The organism is Fulvivirga imtechensis AK7 (assembly GCF_000331535.1).
Lineage (GTDB): Bacteria > Bacteroidota > Bacteroidia > Cytophagales > Cyclobacteriaceae > Fulvivirga > Fulvivirga imtechensis.
In genome coordinates, this window is sequence record NZ_AMZN01000006.1 from 248,061 (window position 1) to 262,927 (window position 14,867).

The window sequence follows — 14,867 nt, forward strand, 5'->3', positions numbered from 1 at the left end:
ATGGCAAAAAAGAGAAGATCAAATAAATGGTTATACTGGGTGATCGGAGCGTTTGGTGTGCTGGTAGTATTTTTAATAGTAGGAAAATCAGCCGGCTGGATAGGAAACCCAAAAGAAATGGAGGTGGAAATAGCCTCTGCCAAAAGAATATCAATAACTGAAAAAGTAAGTGCATCAGGAATGGTGCAACCTGTTGTAGAAGTAAAGCTGAGCCCTGAGGTTTCGGGAGAGTTAATTGAACTGAATGTCGAGGAGGGTGACTCAGTAAAGGTAAATGAGGTTTTGGCGAAGGTGAGGCCCGATAATTTTATTGCTTCGAAAGCACAGGCCGAGGCTGCTCTGAATCAACAGCGCGCTAATTTAGCTTCTTCCGAAGCTTCTCTGGCCAGAGCAGAGGCAACATTTCAAAGGGCTAACCAGGAGTTTAAAAGACAAGAGCAGCTCTATAAAGAAAAAGTAATATCCGAAGCAGAGTGGGAGCAGGCACAACAAAATTTTGCAGTAGCAAAAAATGACCTGAAATCGGCTGAGAAGTCTGTGGAAGCAGCAAAGTATATTGTGCGCAGCAGTCAGGCATCACTCGATCAGGCCCAGGAGAATCTGAGAAGAACAACAGTTACTGCACCAATGGCCGGCATAGTTTCTAAGCTGAATGTAGAACAAGGGGAGACTGTGTTGGGAACGCAACAATTTCAGGGAACAGAGATCATGCGTATCGCGGACCTCAATAAAATGGAAGTACGTGTGGATGTAAATGAAAATGATATCATCAGAGTCACACTGGGCGACACTGCCATTATTGATGTTGATGCATATTCTCACCTGGACAAAGAGTTTAAAGGGGTAGTGACTGCCATAGCTAATACTGCCAACGACAAAGCCTCTGCTGATGCTGTTACCGAGTTTGAAGTGAGGATCCAGATACTGAATTCTTCGTACAGTGACTTAGTGAAAGAAGGCAAAAGGTATCCTTTTCGTCCTGGTATGACGGCTAGTGTTGATATTATCACCAACCGTAAAGATAACGTATTGGCAGTTCCATTGTCTGCTGTTACAACGCGAGACCTCAATAAGAAGGCATCCTTTGGCAAAAGACCACCGGGAGAAGGTGGGGATGAAAATAGAGAGGAAGTTGCCGAAAATACCGATGCCAAAGCTAAGTCCAAAGAGGATATCAGGGAAGTGGTATTTGTGAAAGCAGAGGGAAAAGCACAACGTAGATTAGTGAAAACCGGTATCAGCGACTACGAACACATCGAGATACTGGAAGGTGTAGAAGAAGGCGAAGAAGTGGTTTCAGGACCATTCCTGGCAGTATCAAAGAGGTTGGAAGATGGAGAATTGATTGCAGCTAAGGGCAAGAAAAAAGACAAGACTGAGAAGAAAACGGAAGATGCGCAAAGTGAGTAGGACATAACAGTTTCCGGAGGAAAATATGGACCTCGCCATGCGGAAAAGTGTGGCGAGGTTTTTATTTTTCATCCCCACACGCCTCCTCGCACCAGTTCCCGGACCTGTTCCTATAGCCGTTAACTTAAGAGTAAATGTAGCCCCAGAGGGGCGAAATCTTTGTAGCCCGGGGTGAAGCCCCGGGTGTAAAAAAGGAAGTTGATGTGCCACAGGAAGGCCCAACCATGGAACACAGGCTTCCTTGGCACACATGGCAGGAATGAGTTCGAAGCATTTGCCTTAGTAAGCATGGATGCGCCAAAAATAGCCTTCACATCTTCCTAAGCTTGAATATGGCGCATAAAAAATCTAATCCTATCCCGAGGCTTCACCCCGGGATACCAATATTGAATCCCGGGATGCTTAAGTTAACGGCTATGGGACCTGTTCCGGGACCCTTCAGAAAAGAACTTCTTGAGAGGTAGTATTGCAAGCCCAAACAATGAAATGGCGTATAAAAAATCCTATTTCTTCGGAGTTTCATAGCTCTTGACGAAGCTTCACTTCTGCTATCATTCAGCTCCAAAGGGCCCCGGAACAGGTCCGGGGACAGATAATTTGGATTTTTTAATAGAGGAAACCCCTCATAAAATCCATGCACTTTAATTTCATTGTCAAAACAAAAAAAACCGTTAAAACCCCTCGCACCAGTTCTGGCCCCAAAGTGCCAAGACCCTTCAGAAAAGAACTTCTTGAGAGATAGTCTTGCAAACTCAAACCATAAAATGGTGTATAAAAAATCCCATTTCTTCGGAGTTTCATAGCTCTTGACGAAGTTTCACTTCTTCTATCACTCATCTCCAAAGAGCCCCGGAACATTAGTCCGGGAACAGGTAGGTTTGGATTTTTTAACTACACCCTGAGATTTACCGACTCCCGATCATCGATAAACTAAATCTTCCGACCCCGACTTCGGTCTTCCGACTATTTCTTTCTACTTTTGCAGCTTAACTGCAATGGAATGGTGAAAATTTCAGGTGTCGTCATTACATACAACGAAGAACGAAATATAGAAGCTTGTATTTCTTCTATGCAAGACGTTGTTGATGAGATTATTGTGGTGGATTCTTACAGTACCGATAAAACACCTGAAATATGCGTACGGCAGGGCGTGAAGTTTGTTCAGCATCCTTTCGAAGGGCACATAGAGCAGAAGAATTTTGCTATGCAGCAGGCCTCCTACGACCACATCCTTTCTTTGGATGCCGATGAAAGGCTTTCTGATCAGATGAAGCAATCTGTTCTGTCAGCTAAGAATAATTGGCAGGCGGATGGATATGTTTTTAACAGATTAAACAACTATTGTGGCGCCTGGCTCAGGCATTCCTGGTATCCCGACAAAAAGCTTCGCTTGTGGGACCGCAGGAAGGGGATGTGGGGAGGAACAAACCCTCACGATAAAGTGATTGTTAAAGGAGAAGTAACAAAGCTTAAAGGAGACATACTTCACTATGCCTATCATAACCTTGAAGAGCATTATGAGCAGGTGAAAAAATTTGCGGTGATAGCAGCGCATGCAAAGTTCAACAAGGGTAAAAAGGTATATTTCATCATTCACGTACTCATCAATCCCTGGTATAAGTTTTTTAGAAAATATGTGCTCAGGCTGGGTTTTTTAGACGGGTATTATGGTTTTATTTTTAGCGGGCTGACCGCATATTTGAACTTTATGAAGTATTTACGCCTTTGGGAATTAAACCGTAACGAAAAAAGAAGATGAACCAGGAATTGAAAGTGTCGGTGGTTATTGCCACCTATAACATGCCTGACTGGCTGGAAAAGGTACTGTGGGGCTATGAAAATCAAACATACAGCAAGTTCGAGGTAATAATTGCTGATGATGGCTCCAAAGAAGATACCCAAAAGCTTATCAAAAGGTTTCAGGAGAATTCAAACCTGGATATTAACCACCTTTGGCACGAAGATGAGGGCTACCGGAGGCAAACCATTCTCAACAAGGCCATCATGGCTGCAAAATATGATTACGTGTTGTTTACTGATGGCGATTGTATTCCCAGGGCTGATTTCATCGAAACTCATGTGCGATTTGCTGAAAAAGGCCGTTTTCTTTCCGGGGGATACTGTAAGCTGCCAATGAATGTCAGCAGCCTGATCAGTTGTGAAGATATAAAGACACAGAGATGCTTCGATCCTAATTGGCTAAAAGAGAGAGGCCTGGACGGATCATCACAACTTAGAAAGCTGGGAGCAAAAGGGAAATGGGCTGATTTCCTGGATTATGTTACCCCTGCCAATGCCTCGTTCAACAATTGTAACACCTCTGCATGGAAAGCAGATCTTATTATGGTCAATGGGTATGATGAAAGGATGCAATATGGTGGTCCTGACAGGGAAATAGGTGAGCGACTGGAAAATGCCGGAATAAGGGGCAAGCAGATCAGGCACAGAGCTATTTGCGTGCACCTCGATCATGCAAGAGGCTATAAAACCCGGGAATCATTAGAGAGAAACTTGAAAATAAGAAGAGAAACTAAAAAACATAAAGTCATAAAAACGCCATACGGCATTGAGAAACACACCTGATGAATCCATTGAAAGTACTGATTGTCTTTGACAAACCGATTCCTGTTTTAAAGTATGGCGGTATCCAGCGTATTGTCTGGTGGCTTGGTAAAGAGTTGACCAGGCAGGGTCATAAGGTAACATTTCTGGTTGGTGAGGGTTCTCACTGTCCATTTGCCGAGGTGAAGATCTATGATCCGGAGGAACCACTGGAAAAACAGATCCCGGAAGATATTGATGTGATACATTCATATATACCCGTTATGGAGCCTTTAAAGAAACCGTACCTGGTGCATATGGAATCTAATACCAAAAAGCAGGAGTACGATATCAACACGGTTTTCGTTTCCAGGAACCATGCTGAAAGACATCATGCAGTTTGTTATGTACACAATGGTCTCGACCCTGATGACTATGGCAAGCCAGATTTCAAAAAGAAAAACTACCTGCACTTTTTAGGCAAAGCTGCCTGGCGGGTGAAGAATGTCAAAGGCGCTATTGAGGTAGCACAAAAAAGCAACTGGCGCTTACATGTGATTGGCGGCTCACGCGTTAATTTTCACATGGGTTTCAGGTTTACTATCGACCCCAGAATGAGGTTCCACGGTATGATAGGAGGAGAGCGTAAGAACAAAGTAATGAATGCTTCTTCCGGCCTGCTGTTCCCTGTGGTCTGGAATGAGCCTTTTGGTATTGCTATCACCGAAAGTATGTATTTCGGCTGCCCGGTATTTGCCACACCCTATGGCTCTATCCCGGAGATCGTAGATCATGAGTCAGGCTTTCTGACTGCGGACAAGGCTGAACTTATCAAACATTTGAAAGATCGTCCTGAGTATAACGCGAGGCAAATCCATGAGCGGGTAATGGAATATTTTTCCGTAAAGCAAATGACGGAATCATTTCTGAAGCTGTATGAGCGGGTGATGAATGGAGAACAGCTCAATCCTGCTATGCCATATTTTGAAAAGGACAGTGAGCCTAAATTTCTTCCATTTGGGTAAAGGGGCGCTGTTCTCAATTTTTAGTTCACCGTTCTCAGTTACGTCACCCACCTCTGTGTCTGTTTTCAGTTCACTGTTCGTCAGTTTACAGCCAAAAGCTCCCAATAACAAGTGACCAGTGGCTCACTCATCGGATGAGACTTGCTTTATGGAGACACTCATCCGAAGAATTCTTCCACCTTTGGCTTTCGGACTTCTTACCCACCTCTGTTTCTCCTCCCAAAAGGAGATGGATTAGCGTCAAAAACAGCAACAAGGAACTAGTAACCAATTACCAGTTAACCAGTGGTCAGTACTGACCAATAACAAGCACCTAATTCATCCATGCAAAAAATTCCATCATCCAGGCTACACCTACATGAATGATCACTCCACCAAAAATACTGCGGGTTTCATAGGCAATAACTCCAAGGATATATCCTCCAAAAATAGAGCTTATTGCTTCACCGGCTGGTTTTCCGAAGTGCAAAAAGCAATAGGTCACTACCATGGGAATGACCACATTCCGCCCCATCAGGGCGGTCAGTCCCAGGATCATAAATCCCCGGAAAACCAATTCAATAGTCAGAAAATTCCAGCCATAGGCGAGCTCATAGATAATGGCAGGCAGCCACTCGGGCCAGTCGAGATAGCGAAAGGCAGTGTTGGGTTTGTAGATCGGATAGAAGTTGCTGAAGTTATCAATAAATGTGGCTGCTATGATCAGGGGAACCATGATCAGCAACATAACGAAGTATGGACGGTAATCAAACCCTTTTACAGTAAGTCCGTAAAAGCTCCCTTGTCTTTTGTCTACTATCATATAGAAAAGCACCAGCGGAATAAGCGTGGTGAAGATGTTGATCAGATTCTTTAATACTTTCTTGGCCCAATAATGAAGTTGGTAATTGAGTTCATTGTTTACCAGTGTCTCGTGATAGTGAAAAGCGCCATCCAGGGCCAGAACCGCCAAAACAAATAAGCTCTTAATCCAAAATGACCTCTTACGCAGCAGGAAGTAGTCTCTTTTGAAATAAACCATGATCAGCGTTGCTGAATAGTAGGCAAAGCCATAAAACAGGAAATAGTAAAATATTCTTATATTTTGCCCGCTGTAACTGTCTATAACTGAATCTTCAAAATCGAAATAATAATTAATTGAGATGCAGATCGTCAGGAAGAGCGCAATGGAGAGGTAATAGCCAGCCTGAAAATCATCCTGCAGATGGCCTTTCAGGTAACGGAATATTTTTTTCAAGATTTGGGTTGGTTGAAATTCATTAATACCTCATAAACCTTGGCAATGGGCAGGCCAACAACATTAAAATAGGAACCTACTATTTTCCTGATACCAATCATTCCAATCCACTCCTGAATGCCATAAGCTCCGGCCTTATCAAAAGGCTCGTATTGACTGACGTAATATTCAATTTCGTTGCTAGTGAGCGTTTTAAAATAAACTTTTGTAGTGTCATCAAGGCTTACTTGTAGTTTTTTATCGGCAATACACACCCCTGTGATCACTTCATGGTCGGTTCCTGACAGCGCCCGGAGCATTTTGGTTGCTTCGTCAGCATCCTTAGGCTTTTCCAAAATTTCATCCTTCAGTTTTACGATCGTATCCGCTGTGATCAGTACTTCATTTTTCAGATGAGGAATATATGCTTCAGCTTTTTTCCTGGCCAGATATTTTGCAATATCATGCAGTGGAAGATCAGACGGATAGGTCTCATCCACCTCACTGGTTCTAACCTTGAAATTAAAACCGGCCGCTTTCAGCAGTTCCTGTCTTCTTGGCGAATTAGAAGCAAGAATGAGGGGGCGATTGAAATTCTTCATCTTTTATAGAGCTAAATAGGAAACCACAGATCACTTTGGGGTAAAAATAGGTTGACTTTTGAGGCATAGTGTAGCCGCTGTAGCACACTTCCTTTACATCAGCCATCGAAATATCATTAGTGATAATGGCCATTTGAGCTTCATTTTTGATTACCCTTGCCAGACAATCGCTAAAGCTGCGGTCAAAATCAATGTTCTCAGATGTTCGTTGATCTCTGCCAGGAATATTTAATACTTTTTCAATGATGAAGTAGTGCATTACAGTCAGGTCAAGCCTCTTGATCTTATCCGGAAAATCCCACTTCAATGTATCAATTTTTTCCGGTTTAAGCCTCACTTTATAAGCACTATCTTTAAAAAGCAGGCCAAATGCCCATTGTTTTCCAAGAATAATTTCATTGATGTTAAAAGCATCCTCAACAGGTTTAATAATAAAATCTTCTTCGAATTTTTTCATGATCTCTTGCTCACTGAAGTGAGGCAGGTCTTTGATCACCCGGTGGGTGGGTAGTATCCTTAGGTCATCGGCTTCTGTATTTGTGAGGTACATCAAATGGTAGTTATAGCCCTCATGGCCGGTGTGCTGCGGATTACTCTCCATCATTCTCTTTCTATACAGCAAAGATCCTTCATATCGGTGATGCCCATCAGCCAATATCACTTGCTTATCGTGCAGCATCTCAAGAAACCTATTGATCACACTGGCATCATGAATAATGCTCAAAACATCCCTAACACCCTGATAATCCTCCGTTTCATATAAAGGATACTTCATGCTTTCGTCCATGTACTGCTCCAGTTCAAAGGAAGGGTCTGTGTACAGTCCGTGAGTCGGGCTTACATTAAGCTGTGTTTTTTCCAGTAGATCAATCCTGTCATTGACTGCTTTCGGAATGGTATTTTCATGGCGAAGGATCACTTTTTCATCCCAGTCGTATGCTTTGATGTTACAAATAAATCCCTTTCTGCAATATTGCTTAGTACTGCCGGCCAACGAAAAATATTGATAATATACATAAATACCGTAGACAGGGTCCTGTTGGATAGCCCCTTCATCTTTCCACTTTTGAAGCAAAGTAGCGGCATTTTCAATACCATTATTCCCTTTAGGAACAGAAAGGTGAATACTGTTAAAGGGATTTTGATATAGCTTTTCTCTCTGTTTGTTAGAAACAACATCAAAAAGAGGAGAGGTTAGCTCATCCATTTGTGCAGAAAGCTCACCGTTATATCGCCATGCTCTCAGGGGTTTTATTTCAGCCATGGGGGTTCTTAAAGGTTTCTGGCTCTCATTTTCCACTTGCTGGTGGAGTTAGATCGAGCAGAGTTTTGTGTTTTGTGTTGTTTTGCGTTGTCCAATAATACAGCCGAAAGCAGTGCAGCTACTGCATGCTCATCATCATTTTCTTCTGTTTTTAGTTTGTCAGGTGAAAAATGATGATCAACAAATTTAGTATCAAAGTTTCCGCTGGTAAATGCCTCATGGCTAAGCACAAATTTGCCAAACTGAAGTGTTGTTTCTATCCCCGATATCTCATACTCATCGATAGCCCGAAGCATCCTTTGAATGGCAGTAGCACGGTCTTCGGCATAAACAGTTAGTTTTGCGATCATCGGATCATAATAGATAGGTATCTGCATGCCCTGTTCAAAGCCATCGTCAACACGCACTCCGGGGCCCTGAGGCCTTTTATAAATATTCAACGTGCCAATATCCGGCAGGAAGTTATTTTTTGGGTCTTCTGCATACACCCGAAGTTCGATAGCATGACCGTTGAAGGTAAGCTCTTCCTGTTTAAATCTGAGAGCATGTCCTTCGGCTATTCTTATCTGCTCTTTTACAAGGTCAAGACCGGTAATTTCTTCTGTAACGGGATGTTCTACCTGAAGGCGCGTGTTCATTTCGAGGAAGTAAAAATTGAGATTGTTGTCCACAATAAATTCCACTGTACCGGCGCCATAATAATTACAGGCCTTTGCAACACCCACGGCAGCTTCTCCCATGGCCTGTCTCACCTCAGGGGTAAGCACTGCTGATGGCGCTTCCTCGATCACTTTCTGATGTCTTCTCTGTATGGAACACTCCCGCTCAAACAGGTGTACTATATTTCCATACTGATCACCCAGGATCTGAAATTCAATATGGCGTGGAGAGGTAACGAACTTTTCAATAAAAACAGAGCCATCGCCAAACGCCGATTTAGCCTCGCTGATCGCTCTTTTCATTTGTTCTTCAAACTCCTCTTCCATTTCTACAATACGCATACCCTTACCACCACCACCGGCGCTGGCCTTAATAAGTATGGGATAGCCTATTTCTTTGGCAATATCCTTTGCTTCCTGCACATCGTCAATGGCTTTTTCCGTACCAGGAACCAACGGCACATCATATTTGGCTACCGCTGCTTTTGCTGCCAGTTTGCTTCCCATAGTTTCGATAGCTTGTGGTGAAGGACCTATAAAGATCAGGCCATTGTCGGTTACCAATTTTGCAAAACCGGCATTTTCAGACAAAAAACCATATCCAGGATGGATAGCGTCTACACCTAGATTTTTGCAGACTTCGATGATCTTATCCGTGCGAAGGTATGATTCTGCAGATGCCGGAGGGCCAATACATACCGACTCGTCAGCATGCCGTACATGGAGCGCATTCCGGTCGGCCTCACTGTATACAGCGACTGTTTTTATATTCATCTCCCGGGCTGACCGGATGATCCTTAATGCAATTTCGCCTCGATTGGCAATAAGTATTTTTTTTATCTTCTTCATGTAAAACAGGCCTGAAAAGTGAAGCACAATGGTACTTAAATATTTGCTATTTTCGAAATTGAGGCTTGTTAAAAATAAAAGCCGCTCGTTTGACAAGAACATTAATAGTGTTAGATTTGTGTGTTTTTTGAAAGTATAAGACGTTTTATAAATAAAACTTATTTTGTAGTGGATCTATTTGATAAATTAAAAGTAGAAGAGGGCGCTTTGGGTCAACATTCGCATCTTCCTAAAGATTACTTCATGTTCCCTAAGCTCGAAGGAGATATAGCTCCCAGAATGAAATTTAACGGGAAAGAAGTACTTACCTGGAGTTTGAACAACTATTTGGGGCTTGCCAATCATCCTGATGTACGCAGGGTAGATGCAGAAGCCGCTGAGCGTTGGGGACTGGCTTACCCGATGGGAGCCAGGATGATGTCGGGTAATTCTGTTTACCACATAGAGCTGGAAGAGAAACTTGCAGACTTTATTGACAAAGAGGCTGTAATGCTCCTTAACTACGGTTATCAGGGTGTATTGTCTATCATTGACGCCGTAGTGGATAGAAAAGATGTAATTGTATATGATGCCGAATCCCATGCCTGCATTATAGACGGTGTAAGGTTGCACATGGGCAAGCGCTTTGTATTTCCACATAACAACATTGAAAACCTTGAAAAGCAGCTTCAGAGAGCGAAAAGGATCACTGACGAAACAGGAGGTGGTATATTGGTGATCACAGAGGGTGTTTTCGGTATGTCCGGTAACATGGGTAATCTGAAGGATATCATTGCTTTGAAAGACAAATACCAATTCAGGTTATTTGTAGATGATGCTCATGGTTTTGGTACAATGGGAAAAACCGGTGCCGGAACAGGAGAGGAACAGGGTATACAGGATGGTATCGACCTTTATTTCTCTACATTCGCTAAATCGATGGCCAGCATAGGTGCATTTGTGGGAGGTAATACTTCGATCATTCAGTACCTGAGATATACCATGAGGTCTCAAATCTTTGCTAAAACGTTGCCTATGCCCCTGGTTATAGGGGCTCTTAAGCGTCTTGAGCTGTTAAAGACTAAGCCGGAACTTAAAGAAAATCTTTGGAAGGTGGTAAATGCTTTACAGTCAGGTTTGAAGAAACATGGGTTTGATATTGGTACTACAAAATCACCGGTTACACCTGTATTATTTAAAGGAGGACTGGGAGAGGGAGCCAACATGGCCATGGATCTTAGAGAAAACTATAACATATTCTGTTCAATGGTAATTTATCCTGTTGTTCCTAAAGATGTGATCATGTTGAGGTTAATCCCGACAGCCGTACATACACTGGAAGATGTAGAGGAAACTATTGCTGCTTTTGCTGCTGTAAAGGACAAACTTGACAATGGAGTTTACCGAAGAGAAGAAATTATAGCAATTACGAAGTAAAAAAATCAAAAAAAAGTCGGTTTTTAGTTGAAATATAAACAATTTGACTATATTGCCACCTCAAAATTAATAGTAGAAAATTTTCAATAACCTTAAAATTTTATCACGTATGAACAAATTTGCTCAACTTAGAGATTTAGTAATGTCATTGGAGTCTGACTTCGAAAAATTCTATGATAAGAACAACAATGCAGCAGGTACAAGAGTAAGAAAAGGTATGCAGGATCTGAAAAACCTGGCGCAAGAAATTAGAGTTGAAGTTCAGAACATGAAGAACAAAGGATAATTCCTTTTAAGTTGATAAATTAAAAGAGGGATGGCGCTAGGCTATCCCTTTTTTTGTTTAGGGTTTTAGAGAGCCATAGACTGAAATCATGTGTTCTGGTATTACGGAGTGAGAAACACAACTCAATCTCTAAGTGCATTTTGAAAATGTAGAGCTTTCCTAAGCCTCTAAGGATTAGGAAAGCTTAATCCTTGTTATATGCTTCTGAATTAAGCTTTACTAAACTTTGGAAGTTAAATAACGCACCCCCGGAAGTTTGTTTTAATTTCTTCACAAACCAAACGTGTTTTAGCCCGGAGCCGCCACACTCAGCCCTCAACACTCTGCCAGATAGTCATTGAGTAGCTGTAAAAGCTCATCAGGGTTCTTAGCTACCTTTTTCGCTCCCACTTCCAAAAGCTCCTCAGCATGGCCACTACTGATGTGACTGGCCCCTGCGAACCCGATAACAGCCATGCCGGCGGTTGCTGCCGCCTTTACACCACTCTTGCTGTCTTCAATTACCAGACATTGATCTGGTGACACCTTCAGTTTTTCGGCTGCATATAGATATAGATCGGGGTAGGGTTTGGGGTTAGCCACCATTTCAGCAGAGAAATAATTGCCACCAAAAGCCTCTTCAAGACCTACATGTCTCACCGCCTTTTTAACTTGCCAAAGGCGGCTGTTAGAAACTACTGCTTTAGGCAAAGTAATATAGGAAACCACCTCCTTCATTCCTGCTACAGCACGCAGTTGTTCGTAAATATCCCGGTCACATTCCTCAGCAAGAGCCTTTACATCAATCCGTTCCAGATCTTCGGGTGCCAACAGAGACTGGAATAATCCTGAGATGGTTTTGCCGGTATATTTGGCTATATAGTCTTCAATGGAAATATGAACATTGCACCTGGCAAACATCTTTGTGGTTACTTCGGCTGCTACTATTTCTGTGTCTACCAATACACCGTCACAGTCAAAAATGACTTGTTTATACCTGGCCATGGTCATTAAGTTTTTAATTCGGTGCAATGATAATGTTTTGTTGTCAAGGAATATGCATATTTTTGAGTAACTTGCGCAAATACTGAACGTTATCCCGAAAACCAAATCTATTTTTTTAATGTTTGGATAATGTAAGGTAAAGGAAAATAAAAGAAGGATACTATTGAAGTTTAAAGAATTGAGTCTTGATGACCGCTTGTTAGAGGGCATCGAGGCTATTGGTTTTGAAGATGCCACACCTGTTCAGGAAGCGGCAATTCCAGTAATACTTGAAGGAAAAGACATTATTGCATCAGCACAGACCGGAACAGGTAAGACTGCTGCATTTCTATTGCCGATCATCCATCAGATCATCCAGGTAGGGCATGACAACAATATAAAAGCGTTGATCATTGTACCTACGCGGGAGCTTGCTGTGCAGATTGATCAGCAGATGGAAGGGTTGTCTTATTTTACCTCGGTGAGTTCCATCGCGGTTTACGGTGGGGGGGATGGTAGTTCATTTTCCCGGGAAAAGCAGGCGCTTTCGGAAGGAGCCGATGTGGTAATAGGTACCCCCGGCCGACTTATTGCACACCTTAACCTCGGTTATGTAAAGGTAGATCAGCTTAAGCATCTAATTCTTGACGAGGCGGATAGGATGTTGGATATGGGCTTCCATGATGATCTGATGAAGATCATCTCTTATTTGCCCAAGAAACGACAAAATCTGCTTTTTTCTGCTACCATGCCTCCAAAGATCAGGGAGCTGGCCAGAAAGATACTGCATGAGCCGGAAGAGATCAACATAGCTGTGTCTAAACCTGCCGAACGTATTTTTCAGGCAGCGTTCATTGTTTATGATAACCAGAAGATACCTCTGGCAACACATCTCTTGAAGGCCAAGAAATTACAGAGCGTTATTGTATTCTGCAGTACCAAAAGCGCTGCAAAGCAACTGGCAAAGGAGTTAAAGGCCTTGAAATTTTCGGCTGAGGATATTCATTCTGATCTCGAACAAACCGAAAGAGAACATGTGCTACGCGATTTCAAAAACAGAAAGATCAATATTTTGGTAGCTACCGATATTATGTCCAGAGGTATAGATGTTGAAGATATCGAGCTCGTTATCAATTACGATGTGCCCAATGATGGCGAAGATTATATCCATAGGATAGGACGTACTGCCAGAGCGGCCTCCAAGGGAGTAGCCTTTACGTTTGTAAATGAGAAAGAGCAAAGGAAATTCCAGGATATCGAAACGCTTTTAGGGAGTCCTGTGCCAAAGGGTAAGCTGCCGGCAGCTTTAGGCGAAGGACCAGAGTACCGCGTACATAAAGGAAGGTCTGGAGGCCAGGGCAGGTCCGGTGGCGGACGAAGGAAGAAATCATTCCATAAGAAGAAATAGCGCTTAAAGCTATGATCTTCAAGCTGTAAGCTTCAAGCGAACCGAGATGGAGGCTTGCAGCTTACAGCCTGAAGCTTATCAATATCTTTTATAAAAGGAGTCTACAGCAGGTAAAAGCTGGTCGTAGATCGGCCTTGTAAATTCTATAAAGAGGTCTTGCGGGGGCGGAGGTGGCACCTCTGAACTCTTACATATTGCTAATTGTTCGTCCGAAAGCGCTCTTTCATCACCGTTAAAGCTGCCCCACTGGCTGAACCAGACGAATTCTCCGTTGAATTTTCTGTGTGTGAGTACTGCGTTGCTGTTTGCATCAAATACCTGCATGCTAAACAGACCTTTTGAGACCACTTCTTTTTTCCAAACAGTGAGTTTGGCCTTTACAGTACCATAGGCATCAGCCGTAGTACCATCTTCTAAGGTAACCTTTCCCACTTTGACACTGTCTCTTGTAATTGTTTCCGTATCCTTTAGGATATGTGTTTCGCCAACCACAAAATCATCAAACTGAAGCCTCAGGTATTGATCTACGTAGGGCAGATTTTCCCTTTTGGCTTCCCGTGGCGTATAAAAACGTACAAACTGATTGCTCCTGAATTGAGAATGGAGATATTCCTCAATTTTGTCCTGGAAAAAGCGTGCACTCAGGTTGTAGCGCGTAGGAACGGGAATTTGCTCCACTACTACCTTTAGTGTAGCTTTATACAGGGCTTCTTCCAGTTTATTTCGGACATCCTTATAGCCAGGGACAAAAGTGTTTACATCCTGAAAGTAGAAGTAGGCATTTTTTGCATCTTCCCTGGTATCGCGATTCAACGCCACTATACCGGCATCATAGCTTTCTTTAGCCGCCCTCTGCTTCATGTCAGCTATTTTGTCATAGTAATTCTTCGGATTAGGCACTACTTTCAAGGCCCCGGGTGATCGCCTGATCTCCTCATACATAACATTGACCTTTTCATAGCTCCTCAAAGCATCGCGGTACTTAAATTGCGCATTACTGGCAAGGCTGTTTTTAGCATCTTGCTCGATGGTCTGCAATGCCAAAGGATAGCCGGTTCGCAGGGTTTCCCTGGATTTTTTATGATCAGGCTTTTGTCGCAACCTGTTTACAGCCTTTAACACTGCATCGTAATAATCACCTCTTTCAAAAGCCTTCTTTCCTGAAGAACACTCAAAAAATAATAGGGGAATTACCAGTAAAAGAAAAAATGGGTAAAGCTTTTTCATA

The 14,867-nt window shown here is 42.7% G+C and carries 13 protein-coding genes; 7 read left to right on the top strand and 6 right to left on the bottom strand.

Annotation, left to right across the window (positions count from 1 at the left end):
- From C900_RS02875 to C900_RS02895, 4 genes are all read left to right on the top strand, one after another.
- The gene (locus tag C900_RS02875) at positions 1–1,410 is read left to right on the top strand and encodes an efflux RND transporter periplasmic adaptor subunit (RefSeq protein ID WP_009578069.1); all 1,410 of its coding nucleotides are present in this window, start codon (positions 1–3) and stop codon (positions 1,408–1,410) included.
- A gap of 1,000 nt (positions 1,411–2,410) precedes the next feature.
- Positions 2,411–3,169: a glycosyltransferase family 2 protein gene (locus tag C900_RS02885; RefSeq protein WP_009578073.1), complete on the top strand. Its 759-nt coding sequence runs from the start codon at positions 2,411–2,413 to the stop codon at positions 3,167–3,169.
- Positions 3,166–3,993: a glycosyltransferase family 2 protein gene (locus tag C900_RS02890; protein ID WP_009578074.1), complete on the top strand. Its 828-nt coding sequence runs from the start codon at positions 3,166–3,168 to the stop codon at positions 3,991–3,993. The genes C900_RS02885 and C900_RS02890 overlap by 4 nt, the downstream gene beginning before the upstream one ends.
- On the top strand, positions 3,993–4,976 hold the full coding sequence (locus tag C900_RS02895; RefSeq protein WP_009578075.1) for a glycosyltransferase family 4 protein: 984 nt from the start codon (positions 3,993–3,995) through the stop codon (positions 4,974–4,976). The genes C900_RS02890 and C900_RS02895 overlap by 1 nt, the downstream gene beginning before the upstream one ends.
- Before the next feature lie 313 nt (positions 4,977–5,289).
- Here C900_RS02895 and C900_RS02900 read toward each other — a convergent pair whose 3' ends face one another.
- The 4 genes from C900_RS02900 to accC are packed head-to-tail and all read right to left on the bottom strand — an operon-like array spanning position 5,290 to position 9,566.
- Complete coding sequence (locus C900_RS02900; RefSeq protein WP_009578076.1) at positions 5,290–6,213, bottom strand: CPBP family intramembrane glutamic endopeptidase; 924 nt, start codon at positions 6,211–6,213, stop codon at positions 5,290–5,292.
- Positions 6,210–6,794 carry a Maf family nucleotide pyrophosphatase gene (locus C900_RS02905; RefSeq protein ID WP_009578077.1) on the bottom strand — a complete coding sequence of 195 codons (585 nt, stop codon included), beginning with the start codon at positions 6,792–6,794 and terminating at the stop codon, positions 6,210–6,212. Before C900_RS02905 ends, C900_RS02900 begins: the two co-directional genes overlap by 4 nt.
- The gene (locus C900_RS02910) at positions 6,757–8,058 is read right to left on the bottom strand and encodes a DUF1015 domain-containing protein (protein ID WP_009578078.1); all 1,302 of its coding nucleotides are present in this window, start codon (positions 8,056–8,058) and stop codon (positions 6,757–6,759) included. Before C900_RS02910 ends, C900_RS02905 begins: the two co-directional genes overlap by 38 nt.
- An 8-nt stretch (positions 8,059–8,066) precedes the next feature.
- The gene (accC, locus tag C900_RS02915) at positions 8,067–9,566 is read right to left on the bottom strand and encodes an acetyl-CoA carboxylase biotin carboxylase subunit (protein ID WP_040495407.1); all 1,500 of its coding nucleotides are present in this window, start codon (positions 9,564–9,566) and stop codon (positions 8,067–8,069) included.
- A 168-nt stretch (positions 9,567–9,734) separates the two neighbouring features.
- Here accC and C900_RS02920 point away from each other — a divergent pair, with 168 nt between their 5' ends.
- The gene (locus C900_RS02920) at positions 9,735–10,982 is read left to right on the top strand and encodes an aminotransferase class I/II-fold pyridoxal phosphate-dependent enzyme (RefSeq protein ID WP_040495409.1); all 1,248 of its coding nucleotides are present in this window, start codon (positions 9,735–9,737) and stop codon (positions 10,980–10,982) included.
- Between the two features lie 109 nt (positions 10,983–11,091).
- A complete protein-coding gene (locus C900_RS02925; protein WP_009578081.1) occupies positions 11,092–11,268 on the top strand; it encodes a hypothetical protein in 177 nt (58 codons plus the stop codon).
- 315 nt (positions 11,269–11,583) lie between these two features.
- On the opposite strand, the gene C900_RS02930 is transcribed toward C900_RS02925, so the two are convergent.
- Positions 11,584–12,252: an HAD family hydrolase gene (locus C900_RS02930; protein WP_009578083.1), complete on the bottom strand. Its 669-nt coding sequence runs from the start codon at positions 12,250–12,252 to the stop codon at positions 11,584–11,586.
- A gap of 163 nt (positions 12,253–12,415) precedes the next feature.
- On the opposite strand from C900_RS02930, the gene C900_RS02935 reads away from it, so the two are divergent.
- Entirely contained in the window at positions 12,416–13,639 is a 1,224-nt protein-coding gene (locus tag C900_RS02935) for a DEAD/DEAH box helicase (RefSeq protein ID WP_009578084.1), read from the top strand.
- A 78-nt stretch (positions 13,640–13,717) separates the two neighbouring features.
- On the opposite strand, the gene C900_RS02940 is transcribed toward C900_RS02935, so the two are convergent.
- The gene (locus C900_RS02940; RefSeq protein WP_009578085.1) at positions 13,718–14,866 is read right to left on the bottom strand and encodes a hypothetical protein; all 1,149 of its coding nucleotides are present in this window, start codon (positions 14,864–14,866) and stop codon (positions 13,718–13,720) included.
- Position 14,867 lies beyond the last annotated feature (1 nt).